13 protein-coding genes and 1 pseudogene are annotated in these 21,376 nt (G+C 41.2%); 7 read left to right on the top strand and 7 right to left on the bottom strand.

Annotated features, from left to right (window positions below):
• Positions 1 to 536 precede the first annotated feature (536 nt).
• A complete protein-coding gene (locus ACE1CI_RS06660) occupies positions 537 to 4,838 on the top strand; it encodes a two-partner secretion domain-containing protein (RefSeq protein ID WP_496615284.1) in 4,302 nt (1,433 codons plus the stop codon).
• Between the two features lie 101 nt (positions 4,839 to 4,939).
• Positions 4,940 to 6,118, top strand: coding sequence for a glycosyltransferase (locus ACE1CI_RS06655; protein ID WP_413265986.1), 1,179 nt, complete (start codon positions 4,940 to 4,942; stop codon positions 6,116 to 6,118).
• 38 nt (positions 6,119 to 6,156) lie between these two features.
• Here ACE1CI_RS06655 and ACE1CI_RS06650 read toward each other — a convergent pair whose 3' ends face one another.
• The 4 genes from ACE1CI_RS06650 to ACE1CI_RS06635 all read right to left on the bottom strand — a co-directional run bounded on the left by ACE1CI_RS06650 (position 6,157) and on the right by ACE1CI_RS06635 (position 9,163).
• The gene (locus ACE1CI_RS06650) at positions 6,157 to 6,774 is read right to left on the bottom strand and encodes a type I restriction endonuclease (RefSeq protein WP_413265987.1); all 618 of its coding nucleotides are present in this window, start codon (positions 6,772 to 6,774) and stop codon (positions 6,157 to 6,159) included.
• Positions 6,775 to 6,828: 54 nt separating this feature from the next.
• Complete coding sequence (locus ACE1CI_RS06645; RefSeq protein ID WP_413265988.1) at positions 6,829 to 7,584, bottom strand: DUF4058 family protein; 756 nt, start codon at positions 7,582 to 7,584, stop codon at positions 6,829 to 6,831.
• Between the two features lie 63 nt (positions 7,585 to 7,647).
• Positions 7,648 to 8,262, bottom strand: a complete 615-nt coding sequence (locus ACE1CI_RS06640; protein WP_496615283.1) for a phosphorylase family protein — start codon at positions 8,260 to 8,262, stop codon at positions 7,648 to 7,650.
• Between the two features lie 76 nt (positions 8,263 to 8,338).
• Positions 8,339 to 9,163 (bottom strand): ferritin-like domain-containing protein, encoded by an 825-nt coding sequence (locus ACE1CI_RS06635; RefSeq protein WP_413265990.1) that lies wholly within the window; start codon positions 9,161 to 9,163, stop codon positions 8,339 to 8,341.
• Positions 9,164 to 9,315: 152 nt separating this feature from the next.
• Here ACE1CI_RS06635 and ACE1CI_RS06630 point away from each other — a divergent pair, with 152 nt between their 5' ends.
• The 3 genes from ACE1CI_RS06630 to hpnH are packed head-to-tail and all read left to right on the top strand — an operon-like array spanning position 9,316 to position 13,968.
• Positions 9,316 to 11,922: an efflux RND transporter permease subunit gene (locus ACE1CI_RS06630; protein WP_413265991.1), complete on the top strand. Its 2,607-nt coding sequence runs from the start codon at positions 9,316 to 9,318 to the stop codon at positions 11,920 to 11,922.
• A 3-nt stretch (positions 11,923 to 11,925) separates the two neighbouring features.
• Complete coding sequence (gene hpnA / locus ACE1CI_RS06625; RefSeq protein WP_413265992.1) at positions 11,926 to 12,933, top strand: hopanoid-associated sugar epimerase; 1,008 nt, start codon at positions 11,926 to 11,928, stop codon at positions 12,931 to 12,933.
• 18 nt (positions 12,934 to 12,951) lie between these two features.
• Positions 12,952 to 13,968, top strand: a complete 1,017-nt coding sequence (gene hpnH / locus ACE1CI_RS06620; RefSeq protein ID WP_496615282.1) for an adenosyl-hopene transferase HpnH — start codon at positions 12,952 to 12,954, stop codon at positions 13,966 to 13,968.
• Positions 13,969 to 14,105: 137 nt separating this feature from the next.
• Here hpnH and ACE1CI_RS06615 read toward each other — a convergent pair whose 3' ends face one another.
• From ACE1CI_RS06615 to ACE1CI_RS06605, 3 genes are all read right to left on the bottom strand, one after another.
• Positions 14,106 to 15,155 carry a lysylphosphatidylglycerol synthase domain-containing protein gene (locus ACE1CI_RS06615; protein ID WP_496615281.1) on the bottom strand — a complete coding sequence of 350 codons (1,050 nt, stop codon included), beginning with the start codon at positions 15,153 to 15,155 and terminating at the stop codon, positions 14,106 to 14,108.
• A gap of 420 nt (positions 15,156 to 15,575) precedes the next feature.
• Positions 15,576 to 16,589: a lysylphosphatidylglycerol synthase transmembrane domain-containing protein gene (locus ACE1CI_RS06610; RefSeq protein ID WP_413265995.1), complete on the bottom strand. Its 1,014-nt coding sequence runs from the start codon at positions 16,587 to 16,589 to the stop codon at positions 15,576 to 15,578.
• 32 nt (positions 16,590 to 16,621) lie between these two features.
• A complete protein-coding gene (locus tag ACE1CI_RS06605) occupies positions 16,622 to 18,280 on the bottom strand; it encodes a B12-binding domain-containing radical SAM protein (protein WP_413265996.1) in 1,659 nt (552 codons plus the stop codon).
• Between the two features lie 80 nt (positions 18,281 to 18,360).
• On the opposite strand from ACE1CI_RS06605, the pseudogene ACE1CI_RS06600 reads away from it, so the two are divergent.
• Together ACE1CI_RS06600 and ltrA are read left to right on the top strand one after the other, a co-directional pair.
• Positions 18,361 to 18,897 (top strand): annotated as a pseudogene (locus tag ACE1CI_RS06600) (nuclease/transposase family protein); the annotation flags it as partial.
• Positions 18,898 to 19,497: 600 nt separating this feature from the next.
• Positions 19,498 to 21,309, top strand: a complete 1,812-nt coding sequence (gene ltrA / locus ACE1CI_RS06595) for a group II intron reverse transcriptase/maturase (RefSeq protein ID WP_496615598.1) — start codon at positions 19,498 to 19,500, stop codon at positions 21,307 to 21,309.
• Positions 21,310 to 21,376 lie beyond the last annotated feature (67 nt).

Genomic DNA, 21,376 nt, shown 5'->3' with positions numbered 1-21,376 from the left:
GCGAACATTTATCCTACTTGAAATACATTAAACGCCCCTCAATTTGTCGGGGCGCTTTTGTTATTTATAGTCAAGGAAAAGATCCCCCATTATCCCCCTTAACAAGGGGGACTTTGATTTGAACAGCGGGACTTTGATTTGAACAGCGGGACTTTGATTTGAACAGCGGGACTTTGATTTGAACAGCGGGACTTTGATTTGAACAGCGGGACTTTGATTTGAACAGCGGGACTTTGAAGGAATTTCCCCGATGGAAAAAGGCAAACTTCAAATCCAAATCCAGTTCCCCCCTTATTAAGGGGGGTTAGGGGGGATCTCAATATTTGCAACTACCAACTAACATTAATACAACCTAACTAGGAGCAAGTTTAGCCAAAAAATTCAAATCCCCAGAACCAAGATTAAAATCAAAACTCGCCCCTTCGGTTTCACAATAAAATTTCCTTAGTCCGCGCAGGCGGACTTTGTATGTGTAGCCGCGATTTCAATCGCCCTTAATAACATTGTATATTTGAGAAAACCATCTACCAACCCAAATGAAACCCTCACCTTCGTTATTCTACATCGCCCAAACCAGCACTCTCTTAACATTATTAGCCGCCTACCCAGCGACAGCACAAATTATCCCAGATAATACAGTTAACACTACTGTTACACCAAATGGTAATATTAATGTAATTGAAGGTGGAACCAGAGCAGGTACTAATCTATTCCATAGCTTTCAAGAATTCTCTATTCCCACAGGGGGAGAAGCATTTTTCAACAACGCATTCGATATCCGAAATATATTTAGTCGAGTCACAGGTCGGTCAATTTCTAACATTGACGGATTAATTCGTGCTAATGGTGTTGCAAACTTATTTTTACTCAATCCTAATGGAATTATTTTTGGGCCAAATGCCAGATTAAATATCGGCGGTTCATTTTTAGCGACTACTGCTAATAGTTTTAAATTTGCCGATGGCACAGAATTTAGTGCGACAAATCCCCAAGCTACACCTTTACTAAGTATTAATGTACCCATTGGCTTGCAAATGGGTACAAATCCAGGCAATATTACAGTTAATGGAACCGGATTAAATCGCCCTTTGCCAGTAGAAGGAGAAACACTCGAACAACAAGCAGCTAGATTGATAGCATTTGAACAGGATTTTCTCAACAATCCTCAAGGATTGCTTGTACAACCAGGAAAAACTATAGCCTTAGTTGGGGGAAATTTAACATTTAATGGTGGATTAGTTACAGTTAGGCAAGGACGAATTGAAATCGGAAGTGTTAATTCCGGTGTGGTTAATTTAAATCCCACAGAAACCGGATTTGTTTTGGGATATGAAAATATTTCCAACTTTGGTGAAATTCAAATGTCGCAGTTATCTGCGGTAGCAGCATCAGGAGAAGGTGCGGGAGAGATTCGAGTTCGTGGGGGAAAGATAAGTCTTAATGAAATATCGAGTATTGGTGCAAATACAATTGGGAATGAAAATGGGAAAAGTGTCACTGTTGAAGCAGAACAGTTAAGTCTTTTTGGTGGTTCGTTTTTAGTTAGTGGTACATTTAGTTCGGGTGATGCTGGGAATTTGATTGTTAAGGCAAAAGATTCAGTAGAAGTAAGTGGAATTTCTGCTGATGGTTTGTTTCGCACTAGTTTGCAAACATTTAGTAATGCGGGTGGAAAAGCCGGGAATTTAACCATTGATACTGGGCGATTAACTATTCGTGATGGAGCATTTATATCAACTGGGGCTTCCAGCAAAGGACAGGGAGGAGACTTAAACATTCAAGCTTCCCAAGAAGTACAAGTTAATGGCATTTCTGCTGATGGAAAGTTTAGCAGCGCTTTAGCAACACAGACAAATAATGCCGGAAATGCCGGAAACATGACTATTGAAACAGGTCGATTAATTGTCCAAAATGGTGCATTTGTTTCAACTCGGACTTCGGGCAAAGGAGAGGGAGGAAACTTAACTGTTCGCGCTTCCGAAGAAGTAAAAGTGAGTGGTATTTCTGCTAATGGTAAATCTAGCAGTTTACTTACTTCTGGGTCTAATGGGTCGGGAAATTCTGGAGATTTGAGAATTGAAACGGGAAAATTAATTATTCAGGATGGTGCAGAAGTTTCCAGTTTTACTTCTGGTGAAGGTAAGGCGGGAAATTTATTTATTAATGCTAGAGAAGAGGTACAAGTGAATGGTACTTCTGCTGATGGAAACTTTCGCAGCACTTTAACAACCTTAACCAGTGGTGCGGGAAATGCTGGAGACATGACGATTGAAACTGGACGATTAATTATTAAAGATGGTGCATTTGTTTCAACAGAAACTAGAGGAACTGGAAACGGCGGAAATTTACTGGTACAAGCTAAAGATTCTGTGGAAGTTTTGGGAACGATGCCCAATGGACTTGAAACAGAGCTATCAGCTGGAGTTGGTCTAGGGGAAGGCATCAGAGGGTTAGGTGGTAATCTAACAATTGAAACGGGTACATTGAGCATTCGCGATGGAGGCAATGTTTCTACAGCAACCTCTGGTCAGGGAAATGCAGGTAATCTACTAGTGAAAGCAAGAGATTTAGTAGAAGTTGTGGGAGAAGGGCTAGTCACTCCTGAATTACCGGGCTTATCCAGTAGCCTAGATTCTAATGTTTCACCCAGTGGAGTTGGTAACGGTGGAAATTTGACTATTGAAACTGAAAGATTAAGTATTCGAGATGGTGGTCAAGTTTCGGCAAGAGTATTTGGTCAAGGGAAGGGCGGGAGTATCCAAATAAAAGCCAGTGAACAGGTAGAAGTAGTTGGAACCGGGAGAACTAGAAACTTTGAAGACGGTAAAACTTTTAGATTTTCTAGCAGCATTGATACAGATGTGTCAGTAAATAGTATAGGTTCCGGGGGTGATATTAATATTGATACTCAGGTGTTGAGCCTCCGCGACGGTGGAAGTATTTCTGCCAATACTTATGGTAAAGGAGATGCTGGCAATGTTCGGATACAAGCTAACGAACTGGTAGAGGTCGTGGGAACCGATAGCCAAAATTTTCCTAGCAGAATTTCTAGTTCAGTATCCTTTGGAGTAGGGCAAGGTGGAGATATCAGTATCAATACCAAGCAGTTAAGCATTCGTAATGGAGGTGAAATATCTACTGGAACTTCTGGTGTAGGAAATTCGGGCAATATTTACATTCGGGCAACAGAAGCAGTAGAACTATTAGGAAAATCAGCCGACCCTGAACCCTTTGGAAGTAGACTAAGAGCTACTGTTCTACCTGGGGCGAAAGGCAATGGTGGTAACATCACTGTAGAAACTAAAAGATTAACTCTCATACAAGGCAACATTATTACTTTTACTGGTGGAGAGGGAAACGCTGGTAACATTTTGCTACAAGCAACCGAAGCAGTGGAATTGAACAATAAGAGCTATATATTTGCTAATACTGTTCCAATGGAACAAGCGACTGGCAATGGTGGAAAAATTACCATTGAAACCGGAAAGTTGCTGCTTAATGATCAGTCTTACATAGTAAATTCCTCTTTTGGTCAAGGACGAGGGGGAACATTGACGGTAACTGCCAGTGAGTCAATAGAAATTAACGGTAGTCTTCTGTCGGCTAATACTTATGGAAATGGCGATGGGGGAGACATAATACTTGAAACTGGGCAATTAGTTGTTAGTAATGATGCGATGGTATCAGCTAGTACTCTAGGAACTGGTGATGCTGGAAACATAAGTATTAAAACTAAGTCATTAATTGTTCAAAGCGAGGGATTAATAATAGCTGGCACTTTAGATGCTGGAAAAGGAGGCAGTTTAACAATTACAGCCGATGTAGTTGAGATAATGGGAACAAAAAGTAATTTATCTGTTGAAACTGGTGGGACTGGCAATGGCGGAATTTTAAATATTAATGCCAGAAGTTTCATTGTCCGAGATGGGGCACAAATATCGTCTGGTACTCGTGGTACAGGAAAGGCAGGTGATTTAAAGGTTACAGCTGAAATAGTCGAATTAACAGGAAAAGGTACAGATGGTCGGTTTTCCGGCTTATTCGCTAGCACTGAAGGCGCTGGCAATGGGGGAAACTTGATAATAAATACTGGGCGATTAATTGTGCGAGATGGGGCAAGTCTTAGTGCTGGCAGTTTTGGCACTGGGGCAGCTGGCAATATACAGGTGACAGCAGGTTCTATTTTAATTAACAATGGGGGAGTATTGAGAGCTACAAGTACAGCAGGTTCTAAAGGTAATATTAACGTGCAAACTTCTTCTTTAATTATGCGTCGTGGCAGCGAAATTTCTACCAACGCTACAGGTAAAGCTACAGGCGGCAATATTATTATCAACACTGATGTTTTAGCTGCTTTAGAAAATAGCGATATTAGCGCCAATGCTGAAGATAGTTTTGGTGGACGAGTTATTATCAATGCTCAAGGCATTTTTGGTACTAAGTTTCGTCCTGATAGCACACCTGAAAGTGATATTACTGCTACTTCTAAACTCGGCCCTCAGTTTAGCGGTACAGTTGAAATTAATACTCCTGAAGTTGACCCTAGTTCGGGGTTGGTGAATTTACCAGAAAATGCGGTTGATGTTTCGCGATTAGTTCCTAAAGGTTGTGTTGCTAGGAGAAAGGAAACTGGAACTTTTTATATTACTGGGAATGATGGGTTTCAATATCGTCCGGGGGATGGTTTGATGTCGCCTTTGCCTACTGGTGAAGTGCGTTCTATCCCGGAAAATAACTCTTCTGAAAGGTCAGAAGTTAATGGGCGAATTATTGAGGCGCAAGGGGTTTATAAGTTGGAAAATGGTCAAATGGTTTTAGGTTGGGAATGTCCGCAGTAGCAAGTACGTAGTTGCGCTTCAGCGCTAAATAAAGCGCTGAAGCGCAACTACGTACTTGGGAAATGTTGTATCCTGCTTTTTGATGTTAGTTATTTTAACTTATGCCGATCGCAAATCTTCCCTCACTCCTAACCTTTCTCTCTTTGCTAATTTGGATATTCTTACTTGCTTTTCGGGGTCAGTTTTGGCGTTGTAATCAACTGTTACCTGTTCTCTCTCCAGAAGCACCGCTATTAAAAGATTATCCGACAATTTGTGCTGTCATCCCCGCACGGAATGAGGCGGAGGTGATTGCTTTTAGTTTGCGATCGCTTTTTCAACAATCCTATCCCGGTTCTTTCGCGATCGTCTTAGTTGATGATAATAGCACCGATAATACGGCAATAATCGCCCAAGAACTTGCTAAACAATTAAATAAAACCGAACAATTACATATTATTTCTGGCACCCCTTTACCTGCTGGTTGGAGTGGCAAACTTTGGGCAATGGAACAAGGGATTCGTTACGCCGAAACTCTCAACCCATTACCTGATTATTTTCTCTTAACCGATGCGGATATTCAACATCATTCAACAAATCTTTACGAATTAGTCACTAAAGCAAAACAAGAAAATTTAGATTTAGTTTCTTTAATGGTTTTGCTGCGTTGTGAGAGTTTTTGGGAAAAGCTGTTAATTCCGGCTTTTGTGTTTTTCTTTCAAAAGCTTTACCCCTTTCCTTTGGTAAATAATCCTAATAAATCTATTGCTGCTGCTGCGGGAGGCTGTATTTTAATTAAGCGGGAAACTTTAACCCAAATTGGCGGAATTGAAAGAGTGAAACAAGCCTTAATTGATGATTGTGCTTTAGCTGCTGCGGTGAAAAATCCTGGTAAAATTTGGTTAGGTTTAACTCAATCAACTCGCAGTTTACGCCCTTATCCATCTTTAGAAAGTATTTGGGATATGGTAGCGAGAACGGCATATACTCAACTCAATTATTCGCCGTTTTTATTGTTGGGAACTGTGCTGGGGATGACTTTAGTTTATTTGGTTCCACCATTGGCTTTAATTGGTGGGTTGTTGACGGGGAATTTGGCGATCGCACTCCCAGGCTTAATAACTTGGTTGCTGATGGCGATCGCTTATTTCCCCACCATCAAATTATACCATTGTTCCCCAATTTTCGCTTTTTGTTTACCAATAATTGCTCTACTTTACAACTTAATGACGATCGACTCTGCTTGGCGACATTGGCGCGGAAAAGGTGGCGCTTGGAAAGGTAGAGTTTACCGAATCTAGATCCCCGACTTCTTAAAGAAGTCGGGGATCTGGGTAGTTTAGCGACTCAGGCGTTTAAATATTTTCAAAACGTCATATAGTTGATTTCCTTGATTGCGAATTTCAAATATATTGGAGGTAGCATATCGGGGAGTTTCTCCTTTAACTAACTTGATGAAAATGAAACTTCCCCCATTGGTAATTAAGCCAAAACAAGGTTGATTTGGATGAGGATTAGTCAGCATATAACTAAGGATTTGGGCGAGTCCGGCTTCGATGGAAAAAGAAGCCCTTTTTGACTCAATTACCATCACCCAAAATTGGTTTTTCAAGATTAAAGTATCAATTCTTCCGGTGATGATAACTCCTTGATCTTCTACTGCTAATTCTACAGATTTTTCAGAAGTAACATTGAAAGGAGATAAGTAGAAATCTCCGATGAAAAGAATAGGGTCTAAAATTGCCATTCTAATTCCATCTTCTAGCAAGGGTGGGTAAGTAAGAAGATTGAAATATCCCGCTTTTACTTTGTCTAAAAGTTGTCTTTCTAAATCGCTAATTTCTGGTAATTCATCTTGCCATTCTCGAAAGAATTCATCGTTAGTGACTAATTGAATCCCGAAATTATCGATAAGGTAACGTAATGTGATTTCTTTGGCTGTAATTGTTTGTACCATGATCGTGTCCCTGCAACTAAAGTTGCGGTTTTTCTACCGTATTATAGCTAATAATTAATCGACCAAAATTCGATCGGCTTCAGATAATTTAGGTGGTGGTACAGGTTGATTGTAATCAATGCGGAAATCGTAGCTGCCGCGATCGTACACATCAAGCAAAATCGATTGCAAATTTACCTCTAATTCTGCATCTTCTGGTTTCAATGGCAAAGCAAAATTGGGAATAGTTTCCTGTAATTTAAAAGCATAAAGATCTGCTAATGGACGAGTATTTGCACGACTGACAACAATTCGATAATCGCTTGCTTCATCAACACCAATCATCGGCATTGGTGAATGATCGCGCAGTAAATCAATTTCAATAAAATGAGAACTGCTGCCTAAAATTCGCAGGCGTTTTTTTTGGTAGATCGATCGCCCTTCTCCCTGACGCTTATTTTTAGGCGACAATACTTCGATCGCCGTTATAACTGCATGAGTTCCAACTTCCCGGATCTCTAAAAATCGTTCTTTTACCTCTGTTGGCATCGGCAATTGAATTTGCTTTGGCTGAGTTTTAGTGGTAACATTGGGAGATTGGGAAGGTGTATCATTTCCTTTCACTGATAACACAATTGTATCTGGAATCTCTACTAGTAAATCCGAATCTCCATCATCTAAATATGTCCGACTTTCTACTACTGCATAATATTTTGGTCGCAGTTGCGGTGTTAGCACATCTGAAAGTGCCACAATCAAACGGTTGTGAAATTCAGACCATAAAACCGGAAGTTCTAAATAAGGATTCATTCCAGGGAAAGGAGATGACATTTGTTTAATTCACTTGCTACCTGCTGTAATAATTTTAGCCCTTGCAGCGAACCTTTAACTAAGTTAAATGCAGCGATTGGTGGTAATCATTTCCCAAGCTAAAGGCAAAGGTTGTAGATTTCCCCGATCGTCAATTGCTGAGTTAAGGTTAGGAATGTTGTGTTGTGAACTCACTACTCTTAACATTGCTACAGAAATTCCTTTTTGACTCAAAACCTTTAAAGCAGCGAAACCTTCCATATCAACTACTTCTGCTGGAAAATTTTCCATCAAACGGCGTTTTTCGGAAGTTGAGTAAACAACTGAATCACTGGTTAAACTTTTAACTAAAGTAGCTTTGGTTTTGAGGTGGTGGTAAAGTTGGGTGGTGAAATTGCGATCGCACTCCCACACCTCTCCCCCATAAACACAACTTTCATACAAAACCACATCTCCCACCTTATATTTAGGTGAGAGGCTACCACACAACCCCATGATTAAAACTTTAGATGGAAAAGCAGAAAAATCATTTTCCAAATATTGAGTTAAAGCTTTCACACCCACAGGAATTGAGAAAACCTTGGATTCTAGATCCCCGACTTCTTGAAGAAGTCGGGGATCTGGGTATTTTACACCTCGGCAAACAGCATTATATTCGGCTCCTTTAGGAACTAAAATGATTAATTGGTGATTAGTCATTTGTCATTTGTCATTTGTGATTAGTCATTTGTCAGTGGATGGTGCGTTAGTGATAACGTAACGCACCCTACAATTACTAAGTTGGTAGAAGTTTGAGAGTACCGTAAGCGGTTTTTGTAGCAGATAAAAGAAACTCAGGGCGTAATAATTCTGGTTCAAAAACACTCATGCGTTTGTCATATTCTTGAATGCAAGTAGCGAGGAATTTTTCAAAAGTTAACCCAGTTGTTACGGACTTAGCGCCACTAGCGGTAAAACCTTTGCCACTGCCTTTTTTAGTACCTTTAAAACTGCCCAATCTGCGCTTTAATGCGTTGCCATATTGCCATAAAGAATTGGCACTTCGGAAAATTTTTGCGCCTCTACCTTCTTTGATTTGTTTATAAGCAATCCAATTCACAAAAAAGACAATGTGACGGGCTTCTTCGTGAATTACTGGATCGAAAATGGCGAAAAATTGCTCGGGGACAAAGCCGGAATTTCTGGCAATACCAAATAAGCCGAAAGCAAAGTAGGAATCAAAACATTCACCATAACCAAATTTGATAAATTCCTGTTCAATATTTTCCGGTACAGCTTTGGCTGGACGCATGGGAGTTTCAATTTGATAATGGTTTACCATGAATTCAATTAGTCTGGCATGACGGGCTTCTTCCATGCCTTGTAGGGCGATCGCTTCTCGTATTGTCGGATCTTCGATCGTATCCGCAAAAGCTTTCACCATTGTCCCAGCATTCCGTTCCGTAGACAGCGCTTCTTCCCAAAAGGGAATACCCCGCAAGCGTTGTAAAGCTTCCTCATCCAATGCGGGCCAAGGTAACTTTTCGGGTTCATACTTTAAATGGCTATCCATGAACGATCGACAAAATAGCTGCTTATGCGCCTCAGAACCGATTTTCATCCGTTACACTCCCTCATCGTCTCTCTAACCTATACCTTTAGGTAGACTTGTTAACTACATGGCGATTATTACAGATTATCAACTGTCACGCAGGTAGGATGGGAAAAAAAGGATTGCTAGTAAGCTTATCCAGTGTGGGCTATATTTTCCCTATGCAAAAGCCAACTCCCAAAGTGTCAAAAAGAGAAAAGTTTAACATTTCTAGGGTAGCGATCGCTCATCCTCGCCTCACGATCGGCTTTTGGATCGCCGTTGTGGTAGCGGGACTTTTGGCTTTTAGTTCCCTAAAATACGCCCTTTTCCCTAATATCACTTTTCCTGTAGTCGTCGTCAGTGCTTCTTCCTCTCTCCCCCAAGCGACAGAAGTCGAAACTTCACTCACCATACCTATTGAGAACTCGGTAAAAGATATTACCAGGTTAAAAAACATTAACTCTTCTTCCTATCCTCAACAATCATTAGTTAATTTAGCTTTTCAGGTGGGGACAAATTTAGACGACGCGAAACAGCAAGTAGAAGCTAAACTTAAACCTTTGGCTTTTCCATCGGGGACAAAGCTAAATGTAATTCCGATTAACTTAAATGAGTCTGCTGTCGTTAGCTACGCCATTGACAGTTCGACAAAAAATCCCACCCAGTTAACACAAATAGCCCAAAAACAAATTGTTCCCAGTATTGCTAAATTACCAGGAGTGCAGACAGTTAACCTATTAGGCGGAACAACGGGAAATGCCAACAAACAAACTTCCGCAGTTAGGTTTAATGGAAACGATGCACTAGCTTTTCAAGTAGTGAAAAAAGGTGACGCTAACGCCTTAGAATTAACGGCAGATGTGGAAAAGCAAGTGGAGAAGTTGCGATCGCAATTACCCGATGTCAAAATTCTTTTAGCCACCACGCAAGCAGATTACATTAAAGCTGCCACCCAAGCCACGATCGATGCTTTAATTGAAGCGATCGTTTTATCGGTAATCGTAATTTACCCCTTTTTGTGGAACTGGCGAGCAACTTTTATTTCCGCCTTAGCGATCCCAATTTCTTTGTTGGGAACTTTCATCGTGATGGCATTTTTTGGCTTTAATTTGGAAACAATTACGCTGTTAGCTTTAGCCTTAGTTATTGGGAGTATTATCGATGATGCGATCGTCGATGTGGAAAACATTACTCGCCACGTTGAAAACGGCGAAACTCCCCGCAACGCTGCATTAAACGCTACCAGAGAAATAGGTTTAACAGTAACAGCAACCACTTTAACAGCTGTAGCCGTGTTTTTGCCGATCGCATTGATGAGAGGTGTGATCGGTCAATTTTTCCAGCCTTTCGGTATTACCGTCTCCGCTGCTATGATCGCTTCCTGGCTAGTCGCCAGAACATTATCACCTGTGTTAGCAATTTATTGGATTAAATGTCCAGCTAACAAAGGAACTCGTCGAGAACAAAGAATTTGGTTAAAGTTCGCTGCTGCTTATCGTCAGGTTTTAAAATGGTCTTTGGGTCATCGACGCATTGTGGTGGGAATAGCAACTTTAAGTTTAATTGGAGGTGTGGCGTTAATTCCATTTATTCCTAAAGGTTTTATCCCAAAACTCGATCGCGGTGAATTTAATATTAGTTACACAGCGCCGCAATCATATTCTTCCCTACTTCCTTCTTGGTTACAAGTTCCCGGAGAACAAAGCAATCCTTTGCAAGATTCTTTAAATGTCGCTAAACAACTCGAAGCAGTAGTAAGAAAAGCGCCCGAAGTAGAAACAGTATACACCATTGTTGGTCTTCGTCCCCAACAACCAAATCGCGGCAATCTTTACGTTAAATTAAAGCCAAAACGCCAAATTACAACCGCCCAATTTCAAGATAAAATTCGTAAACAATTACCAGAAATACCAGGAGTTTCTACCAGCATTGAGGATATTCAATTTATCGATACAGGTGGACAAAAACCCCTACAAATTGGTTTAATTGGCAAAGATTTAGCACTCAGCAGTAAAGCAGCGCGGGAAATTCAAGCCGAAATTACCAAAATTCCCGGACTAGAAGATGTATCTTTAATAGGTGCTACTGACGAACAAGGTGCTATTTTCCAAATCGAACGCAAGGATCAACGACGAGTAGTTAATATTAGCGCTAATTTAGGTCAAGGAATTACCATTGGTGAAGCTACCGATAAAATTTTGGCTATTGCTGAACCAATAATTCCCCCTGGTGTTACTTTGAGTTTAGGTGGAGATTCTGCACGCAGCAATGAAATATTTACTAGTTTTGGGACAACCTTAATTTTGTCAGCGCTTTGTATTCTAGTAATATTGTTGCTACTGTTTAAAAATTGGAGCGATCCTTTTGTAGTTGGCTTATCTTTACCATTAGCATTGGTGGGTGCTTTACTTGCACTATTTTTAACTAACAGCGACTTCGGAATGATCTCTTTAATTGGGTTCGTCTTTCTGTTAGGAATTAGCAACAAAAATGCTATTTTGCTAGTAGATTACATCAACCAATTACGCAACGCCAAGATGGAAAGAAATGAAGCAATCTTAACCGCAGGACCAGTCCGTTTCCGCCCAATTATGATGACAACAGCATCGACAATTTTGGGTATGGTGCCCTTAGCTATAAGTAGAGGTGCAGGTTCAGAATTACGAGTACCAATGGCAATTGCGATCGCAGGTGGTTTAGTATCATCAACTATACTCAGTTTAATAGTTGTTCCCGTAGTCTACACTTTGTTAGATGATTTTCGATCGCGCTTTAAATTAAAATAACCCATGACTAAAACAGCTTTTGTCACAGGCGGAACTGGTTTTATCGGCGCAAATTTAGTCAGGTTACTTTTGCAGTCGGGATATCAAGTAAAAGCCTTAGTTCGTCCGAATAGCAAATTAGATAACCTGCAAAACTTAGATATCGAAATTGTCAAAGGCGACCTCAACGACCCAGACCTTGCTGATAAAATGGTTGGTTGTGAGGTATTATTTCACGTAGCCGCCCTTTACTCCCTTTGGCAATCAGATAAAGAGCCACTTTATCAGCAAAATGTGTTAGGAACCCAGAACATTTTAGCTGCTGCCAGAAAAGCGAAGATCGATCGCACCGTTTACACCAGTTCCGTCGCCGCCATAGGCGTAAAAGAAGGCGGAGTCGCTGACGAAACGTACCAAAGTCCAGTAGAGAAGCTAATTGGCGAATACAAAAAATCAAAGTTTTGGGCAGAACAAGAAGCACAAAAAGCAGTAAAATTAGGACAAGATGTGGTAATTGTTAACCCTAGTAGTCCGATCGGCCCTTGGGATATCAAACCCACTCCCACAGGTGATATAATTTTAAAATTCCTCCGCCGACAAATGCCTTTTTATATAGATACTGGGTTAAACTTTATTGATGTGCGAGATGTTGCCCAAGGACATTTGTTAGCATTAGAAAAGGGGAAGACGGGCGATCGCTATATTCTGGGAAACCAAAACCTCACCCTCAAACAATTGCTAGATCAACTCTCAACAATTACCGGAATACCCGCACCACAAACCACCGTTCCCCCATTCCTACCTTTGACAGTGGCTTGGATTGATGAATGTGTGTTAGCACCATTAGGTAAACCTCCTTTTGTTCCCTTGGATGGTGTGCGAATGTCCACCCAAAAAATGTACTATGATGCTTCTAAAGCTGTCCGAGAATTAGGTTTACCCCAAACATCAATTCCCACAGCATTAAAAAATGCCGTAGATTGGTTTAGTAAAAATTTTGCGTTAGATTTAAAGTATAATTCCGCAAGGTGACGAGGAGAGAAACACTTAATGGCAATTAACTTATTACAAGCTTTTGAAGTTGGCAAATATATTGTAAGTCAGCGATTGAAAGGGCGCAAACAATATCCCTTAATTTTAATGTTAGAGCCCCTGTTTCGCTGCAATCTAGCTTGTCCTGGATGCGGAAAAATTCAACATCCAACCGACATTCTCAAGCAAAACCTCACCCCAGAACAATGCTTCAAAGCTGCCGAAGAATGCGGCGCACCAGTAATTTCTATTCCGGGCGGAGAACCACTTTTACATCCACAAATTGACCAAATAGTTAAAGGATTAGTCGAACGGAAAAAATTCGTTTACCTTTGTACAAACGGCATTTTACTAGAAAAAAGCTTAGATAAATTTGAACCTTCACCTTACCTAACATTCAGCGTTCACTTAGATGGGTTACGGGAATTACATGATAAATGTGTCGATCGCAAAGGTGTATTTGACACCGCAGTAAAAACCATTCACGCCGCCAAAGCCAAAGGTTTCCGGGTAACTACAAACAGCACAGTTTTTGAAGGTGCAAACCCTCAAGAAATGCAGGAGTTTTTCGACTTCCTCGAAACCCTAAATATCGACGGAATGATGATTTCTCCCGGTTACAGTTACGAATGGGCACCAGATCAAGAACACTTCTTGAAACGGGAACAAACAAAAGCCTTATTCCGGGAAATCTTAGCCCCCTACAAAGCCGGGAAAAAGAAATGGAACTTTAACCACAACCCCCTATTTTTAGACTTTCTCACAGGGGAAAAAGATTACGAATGCACCCCTTGGGGAAGTCCAAGTTACAGCGTTTTAGGCTGGCAAAAACCCTGTTACTTATTAAACGAAGGTCATTACGCCACCTTCCAAGAACTGCTAGACAACACAGACTGGAGTAAATACGGTCACAAAAGCGGCAATCCCAAATGTGAAGATTGCATGGTACATTGCGGCTATGAACCCACAGCAGCAGTAGACGCAATGCAGCCGAACAACGTAGGACGTGCCATCACCAGCGTCTTCGGAATCTAGTCAAACTGTTTGTTGTGGCGACTTTAGTCGTACAGTTTGTTGTAACGACTTTAGTCGTACAGTTTGTTGTGGCGACTTTAGTCGTACATTCTTAAATAATCAGGACTGAAGTCCTCACAACGAACCAGGATGTTTCCTTATTTGAGTCCAACAAATTCCCTGTCTAAAACTCGTTCTTCAACTAAAGCTAATTGGTAAGTTTCTCTGGTGCGACGTTCATCTAAATAAGCTAAACCTGCACCGATCGCTTCCGCTAAAATAGTGACTAAACGGAACACAGCCACCACACTCAAAACAATTCCAGGTGAAAATGATTTACTCAAAATCATCATCGCCGCCGCTTCAAATACCCCCACGCCTCCGGGTGCCCCAGGTAACACCAAAGCTGCTAACCAAGCTAAACTAAAACCACTTACCAAAAGTGGTATTTGATGAGGTGCAACTGGGTGTAAAGCCATGAAAGTGAAGATAAAGCCGCTACATCTAAAAGCAACAAAAATTAATTCAGCAATTAGCAGCTTGATCGGATATCTTTGAATGCGGCAATGTGTCAAATCTATACCAGTGCAGCCATTTTTCTTGGCTTTAATTTTCCCCAAAAATACCAGTGCTGGATTTAAAAACTTGGGATGTACAATTAACATTACACCCAGCAAAGAAAGAATCTGTAGACCCGAATTACTTAAATGCTGGAAATCTTTTGTTCCTTCCCGCGCTATCAGACAACTGACGATCGCAGTCGTTAAAGCCGCCGCTATCATCAAGAAAGGTTCAATAATTACGCTGATAGTGGCAATTTCTCCGGGTACGCCCACTTGCTTAACGCCCCAAATTCTCCCACAATAGTGCCAAACGTGCCCAGGTAAATATTTCGCAATATGAGTTTTTAAGTAAAGCTTGACTAACCAAAAGGGCTTAAGTTTTTGCTTAAACTCCCCTAACGTCCAATGCCAGACTATACCAGACCAGGCAAAAGCTAATAAGCTCAAAGTAACACCTAGCCCCAAAAATAGCATCCCTGAACCATCTATTCTAATCGCTGCTACTTCTTGCCAGTGACGGCTGAATGCTTTGGCGAAGAAAAATAGCACTCCTCCTAACATTACCCATTGCAGGTAACGTTTTGCTTTAGACCACACTTGGTTCATGATTTTAATCAAATTGAGTTCTACAGAAGTTTTTGCCACTTTAACTAACAGACCTTATCACAAATCTGAAAAAATTTCTAGTTTAGATTTTACAGTTAATTTTCCTTAATAGAATTTGCGGTTAAACTGCTGTTGCTTCAGTTTAATTCGCTGAACTTGAACTATTTATAACTATTACTTTTCTCAGTTCATCTGCCTTAAGGTAGGCAAGCTGAACAGAAAACAATTATGTCTAAAATACTACTTAGTTCACACCAATACTAAGTACTAAGCAACAGCGAGCAAGCATTAACCTTCTTTATCAATAGGTAAAGAAATGATTAATTAGTTACCTGGTCTAGTTCTATGATTAACCTATTCCTGTCTAGAATCAAGAACTTTTATAGATTCTTTAGACTAGGTTAAAAATTAGCAACGATCGGATTCAATTAGCAATAATACCTATTGCTAATCTATTGTCTAAGTATTTGCTTTTTTGTATTTATTGAGCTTTTCATCTAACCAAACCATGCCAACTGCTAAAGTTTCAGCAATAATACTGATCAAACGGTAAAGTGCGGCGGCACTAAAAACGACAGCAGTGGAAAAAGGTTGAGCTAAAAGTGCGATCGCCGTTGCTTCAAACACCCCAATACCTCCCGGTGCCCCCGGAACAACTAAAGCTGTTACCCAAGCAATACTAAAAGCACTCAGCAACATGGGTAATTGGCTCAAATTATAGCTAGTAAAAGCCGATAAAATCAAACAAAAACCTAAACCCCGTAAACTCAAAAATCCGATAGATCCTACCAAAGGTTTAACCGGGTAATTATCTATTTTCCAACTCAAAGGAGAGAAATTTTCTGCTCCTTGAGGTGGCTTTTCAAACTTACCCAACATTTGCAAAATCGGATTGAGAACCCAAGGATGTAGTAGCATTAAAACTGCGATCGCGCCAAAAAATTGCCAACTCCAAATACTTGTTTCTTCTAAAATTGAGCCACTGATTTGCCGCCCAATAATAATCATTAAAACCGCAGCCGCTGCTTGTAAAATTGGTTCAATCAACACACTCAAAGTAGCAGGAGAAGTAGGAACACCCGAATCTCTGAGTTTTTTCACCCTCCCATAATAATGCCAAACATTCCCCGGTAAATACTTGGCAATATTAGTTTTCAAATAAACATTAATCATCCATAAACTATTTCTTGGTTGTTTGAACTCCCGCAACATCCAACTCCAAACCCAACCCGCCCAAGTCTGAGCTAAAATCGTTACTATTAGGGAACTTATTAAAAACAACCAACCTGTTTTATCTATCCGAATTGCTGCTACTTGTTGCCAATTGTTCCGCAGCATTCCTATTAAGAAAAACAGAATTCCCCCAAAAATCAACCAGCGAATCAATCGCTTAATTTTGCTAAATAAAAATTGGATTCCTGTAAGAATTGCCCAGCGAATGTCGGCTCTAATACCAGAGGTGAATTTTCTCATTTTCCTTCATCCTTGGGAAGATTTCCCGCTAATTATCGAGAACCAATTTTGATTAGTGACATTTCCGCTTTGCGAATTTTCTGAGAATAGAAAGAAGCAGACTCTTTACCTTGACCACACTCTTGACCAAAGGTAATTAAATGATGGGCAATTAACCCCACATGAATTACACTTTCAATTTTTTTCGCTTTTAAAGCTGGCTTGGCAAACTTCCAAAAAGTCTCTCGGTAATTACCAAATATCCCAACGCGCACTAGGATATTTCCCAAAGCAAATAAACCTCTTTTAATATTTGCCGAGGAAGCACGCTGCGGGCTATTTGGCACTTTAATCCGATTGGGATAAGTGTGTTCCATGTTGTAAGCAAACCTTTGATATAAAAACTCTGGTTCATAAGCAGTAGTAATGCAGCGCCGCCACATTTCCACCACTTGTTCGTAAGGCATTAAAAATTCAACATTCGATTCTCGTTTCTCATCAAAAACCAATCTACCTTCCGCCTCTAATCTGCGCCACAAAGGAGTTTTGGGCAAAGCGTAAAGTAAATTAATTGTCAAAACTGGAATATTAGAAAGTCGGATAAATTCTAAAATGCGATCGCCCGTATCAGGAGTATCCGTATCCAATCCCAGAATAATTCCCGATACCACTTCCAAGCCGTAACTATTCAAAATTTTTACCGCCTCTAAAATCGGCATACTCAAATTTTGTACCTTAGAAATTGAGTGCAAAGCTTTGGTATCGGGCGTTTCAATTCCACAAAAAACCGTAGTAAAATAAGCCTGTCGCATCATTTCTAAAATCTTCGGGCTTTGGGCTAAATTCAAAGTAGCTTCACAAGCAAATTGTACCGGATAACCATTGCGTTTTTGCCAGTCAATTAACGCAGGTAATAACTGCATTAACGCCTGGCGATCGCCCACAAAATTATCATCTACAAAATAAATTCCCCCCGGACTTCCCAGCTTTAACATCGCATCTAATTCTGCCAACACTTGTTCTGGTGATTTAATCCTGGGATCGCGTCCATAAAGCTCAGGAATATCACAGAATTCGCAACGGTAAGGACAACCGCTTGAAAACTGAATATCCCCCATAAAATAATTACTTAAATCTATCAAATGATAAGCCGGAATCGGAAATTCACTTAAAGGTAAACGTTCCTTAGACTCAAAGCGAATTTGACTTTTTGGACGTTCCTTATATTGATCTAAATACTCAATTAAGCGATCGGTCCCATCACCCAATTCCCCAAGATTTAGAATATCAAAATCTGGGTAATATTCTGGACAACCAGAAACCGAAGGCCCCCCCACAACCGTAATTTTACCAGCTTGATGCGCCCGTTCATTTATATAATTAATCTCTTGGCGTTGAATGTGCATTCCACTGACAACTACCACATCCGCCCATTGAAAATCAGACTTTTTAATAGGTCGAACATTCTCATCAATAAAACGAATTTCCCACTCTTGAGGCAAGTAAGCAGCCACAATTAAAAGACCTTGAGGAGGCATCATCGCCTTCACCCGACGACCTGAAAGTGGGTAAGCATGATAAAAAGTACCAAACGAAGGAGCATACTTAGGAAAAGCACAAAGAATACGCCGATGATTTCGGGGAACGTAGCGCTTTCTCCCAGTAGTCATCTCCGGCACAGGCGAATCAAAAGATTTGACCTTAACAGTCATCAAAACTCCTTGGGTCTGAAACCCCGTGCTTTAGCACGGCTTTGTGTTACAATGATGGGATGAGTTAACACCCATGTACAATGCAGATTATATCTGTAAAATGTAAGCTCCAAGTCCCTGTTGAGTTGCGGCAAGAAATAGACCGCACTTTGCGGGGGTTTGCTGATGCTTGCAATCAGATATACGAAGTAGCTACAGCAGAAAATTGCTGGAATACGACTAAGTTGCATCACTTGGTTTATAAACCAGTGAGAACATCTACAGGATTGAAAGCCAATCATGTTTGTCAAGCAATTCGTCGGGTTGTTGGGAACGCCAAAGCTGTTAAACAAGTTCACAAGTTTAGACCAACATCTATTAGTTTGGATGCTCGGACATTTCAATATATTGAGGACTTGCAAACTGTTGGCGTTACTTTGATGTGTGGTCGAGTTAAGTTTAAGTTGAGTATTGGCAATTACCAGTTGGCGTTGCTTAAAGGGCAGTCCCCAACTGCTGCTACTCTCAATAAAACCAAGCAAGGCGACTACTACATTAATATTGGTGTCGATCTGCCTACCGAGCCCACAGGTAAAACACCTAAAGTTATTGGTGTGGATTTGGGTAGAAGAGATATTGTGCGATTCGTTGACTAGAAACCAGTTCATACCAAGGATTCGGGGGATTAGTCGCTAGGTTAATTATACCTTGACAACTTGATAGACATGAAGGTGAGAGGAAGTATCCTAGAAAACTCAAGTCCTTTCCCACAGGTGCAGTGGTGAAAGCACTTCCCCTACGGTAGCGACTAGCCATCAATCCGTAAAGCGGGGATGAAAGGAGGTAAAACTGACAGCCTAAGTTGGTTCCCTTCGAGCAAGAACCCATGAGTAACATAAGGTGAAGACACGGTAAACATCGTCAGGCTGTAACCAGCGAAATAAGGCTTATGCGCTGGAGCCAAAAGGCAAAGGATAAGGGAAATGGCAGTGATATCCTGACCATTATGCACTTCCAATAAACCCGGTGTACAGTGTCACTCTAAAGGTTCAAACAATGTCTATCAGGAACGAAGTAACCTCTCGTATGCTCTCAGGATGGTCGATTTCCTGAGTAGGTGCTAACCGGATGCCGCGAGTAGGAAAGATAGAGTCAGAAGCGAACGCCTTGGGTAACTCTAAGGATATGCAGACAGACTCACGGTGAAATGGAAGATAGAGGTTCAAGTAGTAATGGAAATGTCAAAAGCACGGGGATTTTCTCCGATGATTGAATGGAAGGCGATACCTTGGCGCAAGCTGGAGCGTAAAGTCTTTAAATTACAAAAACGCATCTATCAAGCCTCTCAACGTGGCGATGTGAAGTTAGTTCGTGGACTCCAGAAGATACTGATGAAGTCCTGGTCAGCAAGAGCATTATCGGTTCGTAGAGTGTCCCAAGATAACCAAGGGAAAAAGACGGCAGGTGTGGATGGGCAGAAGAGTCTAACCCCAAAGCAACGTCTGACTCTAACAGGTGAATTAAAACTGGGGACTAAGGTCAGCCCGACCCGACGAGTATGGATTCCAAAACCGGGAACGGATGAGAAACGACCTCTAAGTATACCTACAATGAAAGACCGTGCCTTGCAAGCGATAGTCAAGCTGGCATTAGAGCCAGAATGGGAAGCGCGATTTGAACCGAATTCATACGGGTTCAGAACCGGACGCTCATGCCATGATGCGATAGAGGCAATTTACAAAAGTATCCACTGCAAGTCTAAATTTGTGCTGGATGCCGATATTGCCAAATGTTTTGACCGCATCGACCATAAGGCACTGCTCAACAAATTAAATACATTCCCCACCCTTCGCCGACAAATACGAGCGTGGTTAAAAGCGGGAGTGATGGATGATATACAGTACCTTGATACATCTGAGGGAACGCCGCAGGGGGGGGTCATATCTCCACTATTGGCAAATATCGCCCTTCACGGGATGGAAGAACGAGTAAAAGAATTTGCCGATACTTTACCCACCAGAGGTGGTTTTGGCAAAAGAGACAACCGAAAAGCTCTCAACCTTATTCGTTACGCCGATGACTTTGTGATTCTCCACGAAGACATAACCGTTGTCCAAAGATGCAGGGAAATTATCTCTGAATGGTTAAAAGGCATGGGACTGGAATTAAAGCCAAGCAAAACAAGGCTTGCCCACACCCTTAGTCAATGTGGGCAAGAGCAACCAGGATTCAACTTCCTCGGTTTTAATATACGTCAGTTTCCAGTGGGAAAATACCATACTGGGAAAACCTCAAGAGGAAACCGACCTCTAGGCTTTAAAACCATCATCACCCCAAGTAAAGAGAAGATTAAGGTACATTACAAAAAAATAGCAGAAGTAATTGAAGCCCATAAGACAGCACCTCAAGCGGCGCTCATCAGTCGAATAAACCCCATCATCAAGGGGTGGGCTAAATATTACTCAACCGTAGTAAGCAGTGAGGCATTTTCAGATTTAGACAACCTCGCCTACCTTAAACTTACCGCTTGGGCAAAACGCCGACACCCAAACAAATCATTAGGATGGGTGGCAAAGAAATATTGGCAAACAATAGGAGGCGTAAATTGGGTATTCGCAACCAGGTCAGAGGGTAAAAACCCAATGCGGTTACTAAAACATAGCGCCACCGAAATCAAGCGCCATGTAAAAGTTAAAGGCGAATCGTCACCATACGACGGAAACCTGGTTTACTGGAGTACAAGAATGGGAAACAGCCCTGAAATACCCAAGAGGGTTTCAACACTCTTGAAGAAACAGAAAGGGAAGTGTACCTGCTGTGGACTAACATTCCGAGAAGACGATGTAATGGAAGTTGACCATAGAATCCCCAAATCGCAAGGTGGAAAGGATTCATACGATAACTGGCAACTTCTACACAGACATTGCCACGACACAAAGACTACCAACGATAGTAGTCTGGGCAAAAAATCCGGTTGCAATAGTACCGAGCCTAAGCCCACCAGGAGACTTGAAAAAGTCGAGGATAAATGGGTAATGAGGTATGCGTGAAAAGCACCATATCACAGAGGAGCGGAATGAAGGGAAACTTTCACGTTCCGTTTTGAAGACCAGTGGG

Origin of the sequence: Floridaenema flaviceps BLCC-F50 (assembly GCF_041929275.2) — a bacterium.
Taxonomy (GTDB): domain Bacteria; phylum Cyanobacteriota; class Cyanobacteriia; order Cyanobacteriales; family Aerosakkonemataceae; genus Floridanema; species Floridanema flaviceps.
Note: the sequence above shows the minus strand (reverse complement) of the source record. Positions and strands in the feature narration are given on the sequence as shown.

Bases quoted from the DNA above. Each gene is read 5' to 3' on its own strand.
- ACE1CI_RS06650 (WP_413265987.1), bottom strand. From the start codon at position 6,774: ATGGTACAAACAATTACAGCCAAAGAAATCACATTACGTTACCTTATC.
- ACE1CI_RS06640 (WP_496615283.1), bottom strand. From the start codon at position 8,262: ATGACTAATCACCAATTAATCATTTTAGTTCCTAAAGGAGCCGAATAT.
- ACE1CI_RS06655 (WP_413265986.1), top strand. From the start codon at position 4,940: ATGCCGATCGCAAATCTTCCCTCACTCCTAACCTTTCTCTCTTTGCTA.
- ltrA (WP_496615598.1), top strand. From the start codon at position 19,498: ATGTCAAAAGCACGGGGATTTTCTCCGATGATTGAATGGAAGGCGATA.
- ACE1CI_RS06630 (WP_413265991.1), top strand. From the start codon at position 9,316: ATGCAAAAGCCAACTCCCAAAGTGTCAAAAAGAGAAAAGTTTAACATT.
- hpnA (WP_413265992.1), top strand. From the start codon at position 11,926: ATGACTAAAACAGCTTTTGTCACAGGCGGAACTGGTTTTATCGGCGCA.
- ACE1CI_RS06610 (WP_413265995.1), bottom strand. From the start codon at position 16,589: ATGAGAAAATTCACCTCTGGTATTAGAGCCGACATTCGCTGGGCAATT.
- ACE1CI_RS06605 (WP_413265996.1), bottom strand. From the start codon at position 18,280: ATGACTGTTAAGGTCAAATCTTTTGATTCGCCTGTGCCGGAGATGACT.
- hpnH (WP_496615282.1), top strand. From the start codon at position 12,952: ATGGCAATTAACTTATTACAAGCTTTTGAAGTTGGCAAATATATTGTA.
- ACE1CI_RS06635 (WP_413265990.1), bottom strand. From the start codon at position 9,163: ATGAAAATCGGTTCTGAGGCGCATAAGCAGCTATTTTGTCGATCGTTC.
- ACE1CI_RS06660 (WP_496615284.1), top strand. From the start codon at position 537: ATGAAACCCTCACCTTCGTTATTCTACATCGCCCAAACCAGCACTCTC.
- ACE1CI_RS06645 (WP_413265988.1), bottom strand. From the start codon at position 7,584: ATGTCATCTCCTTTCCCTGGAATGAATCCTTATTTAGAACTTCCGGTT.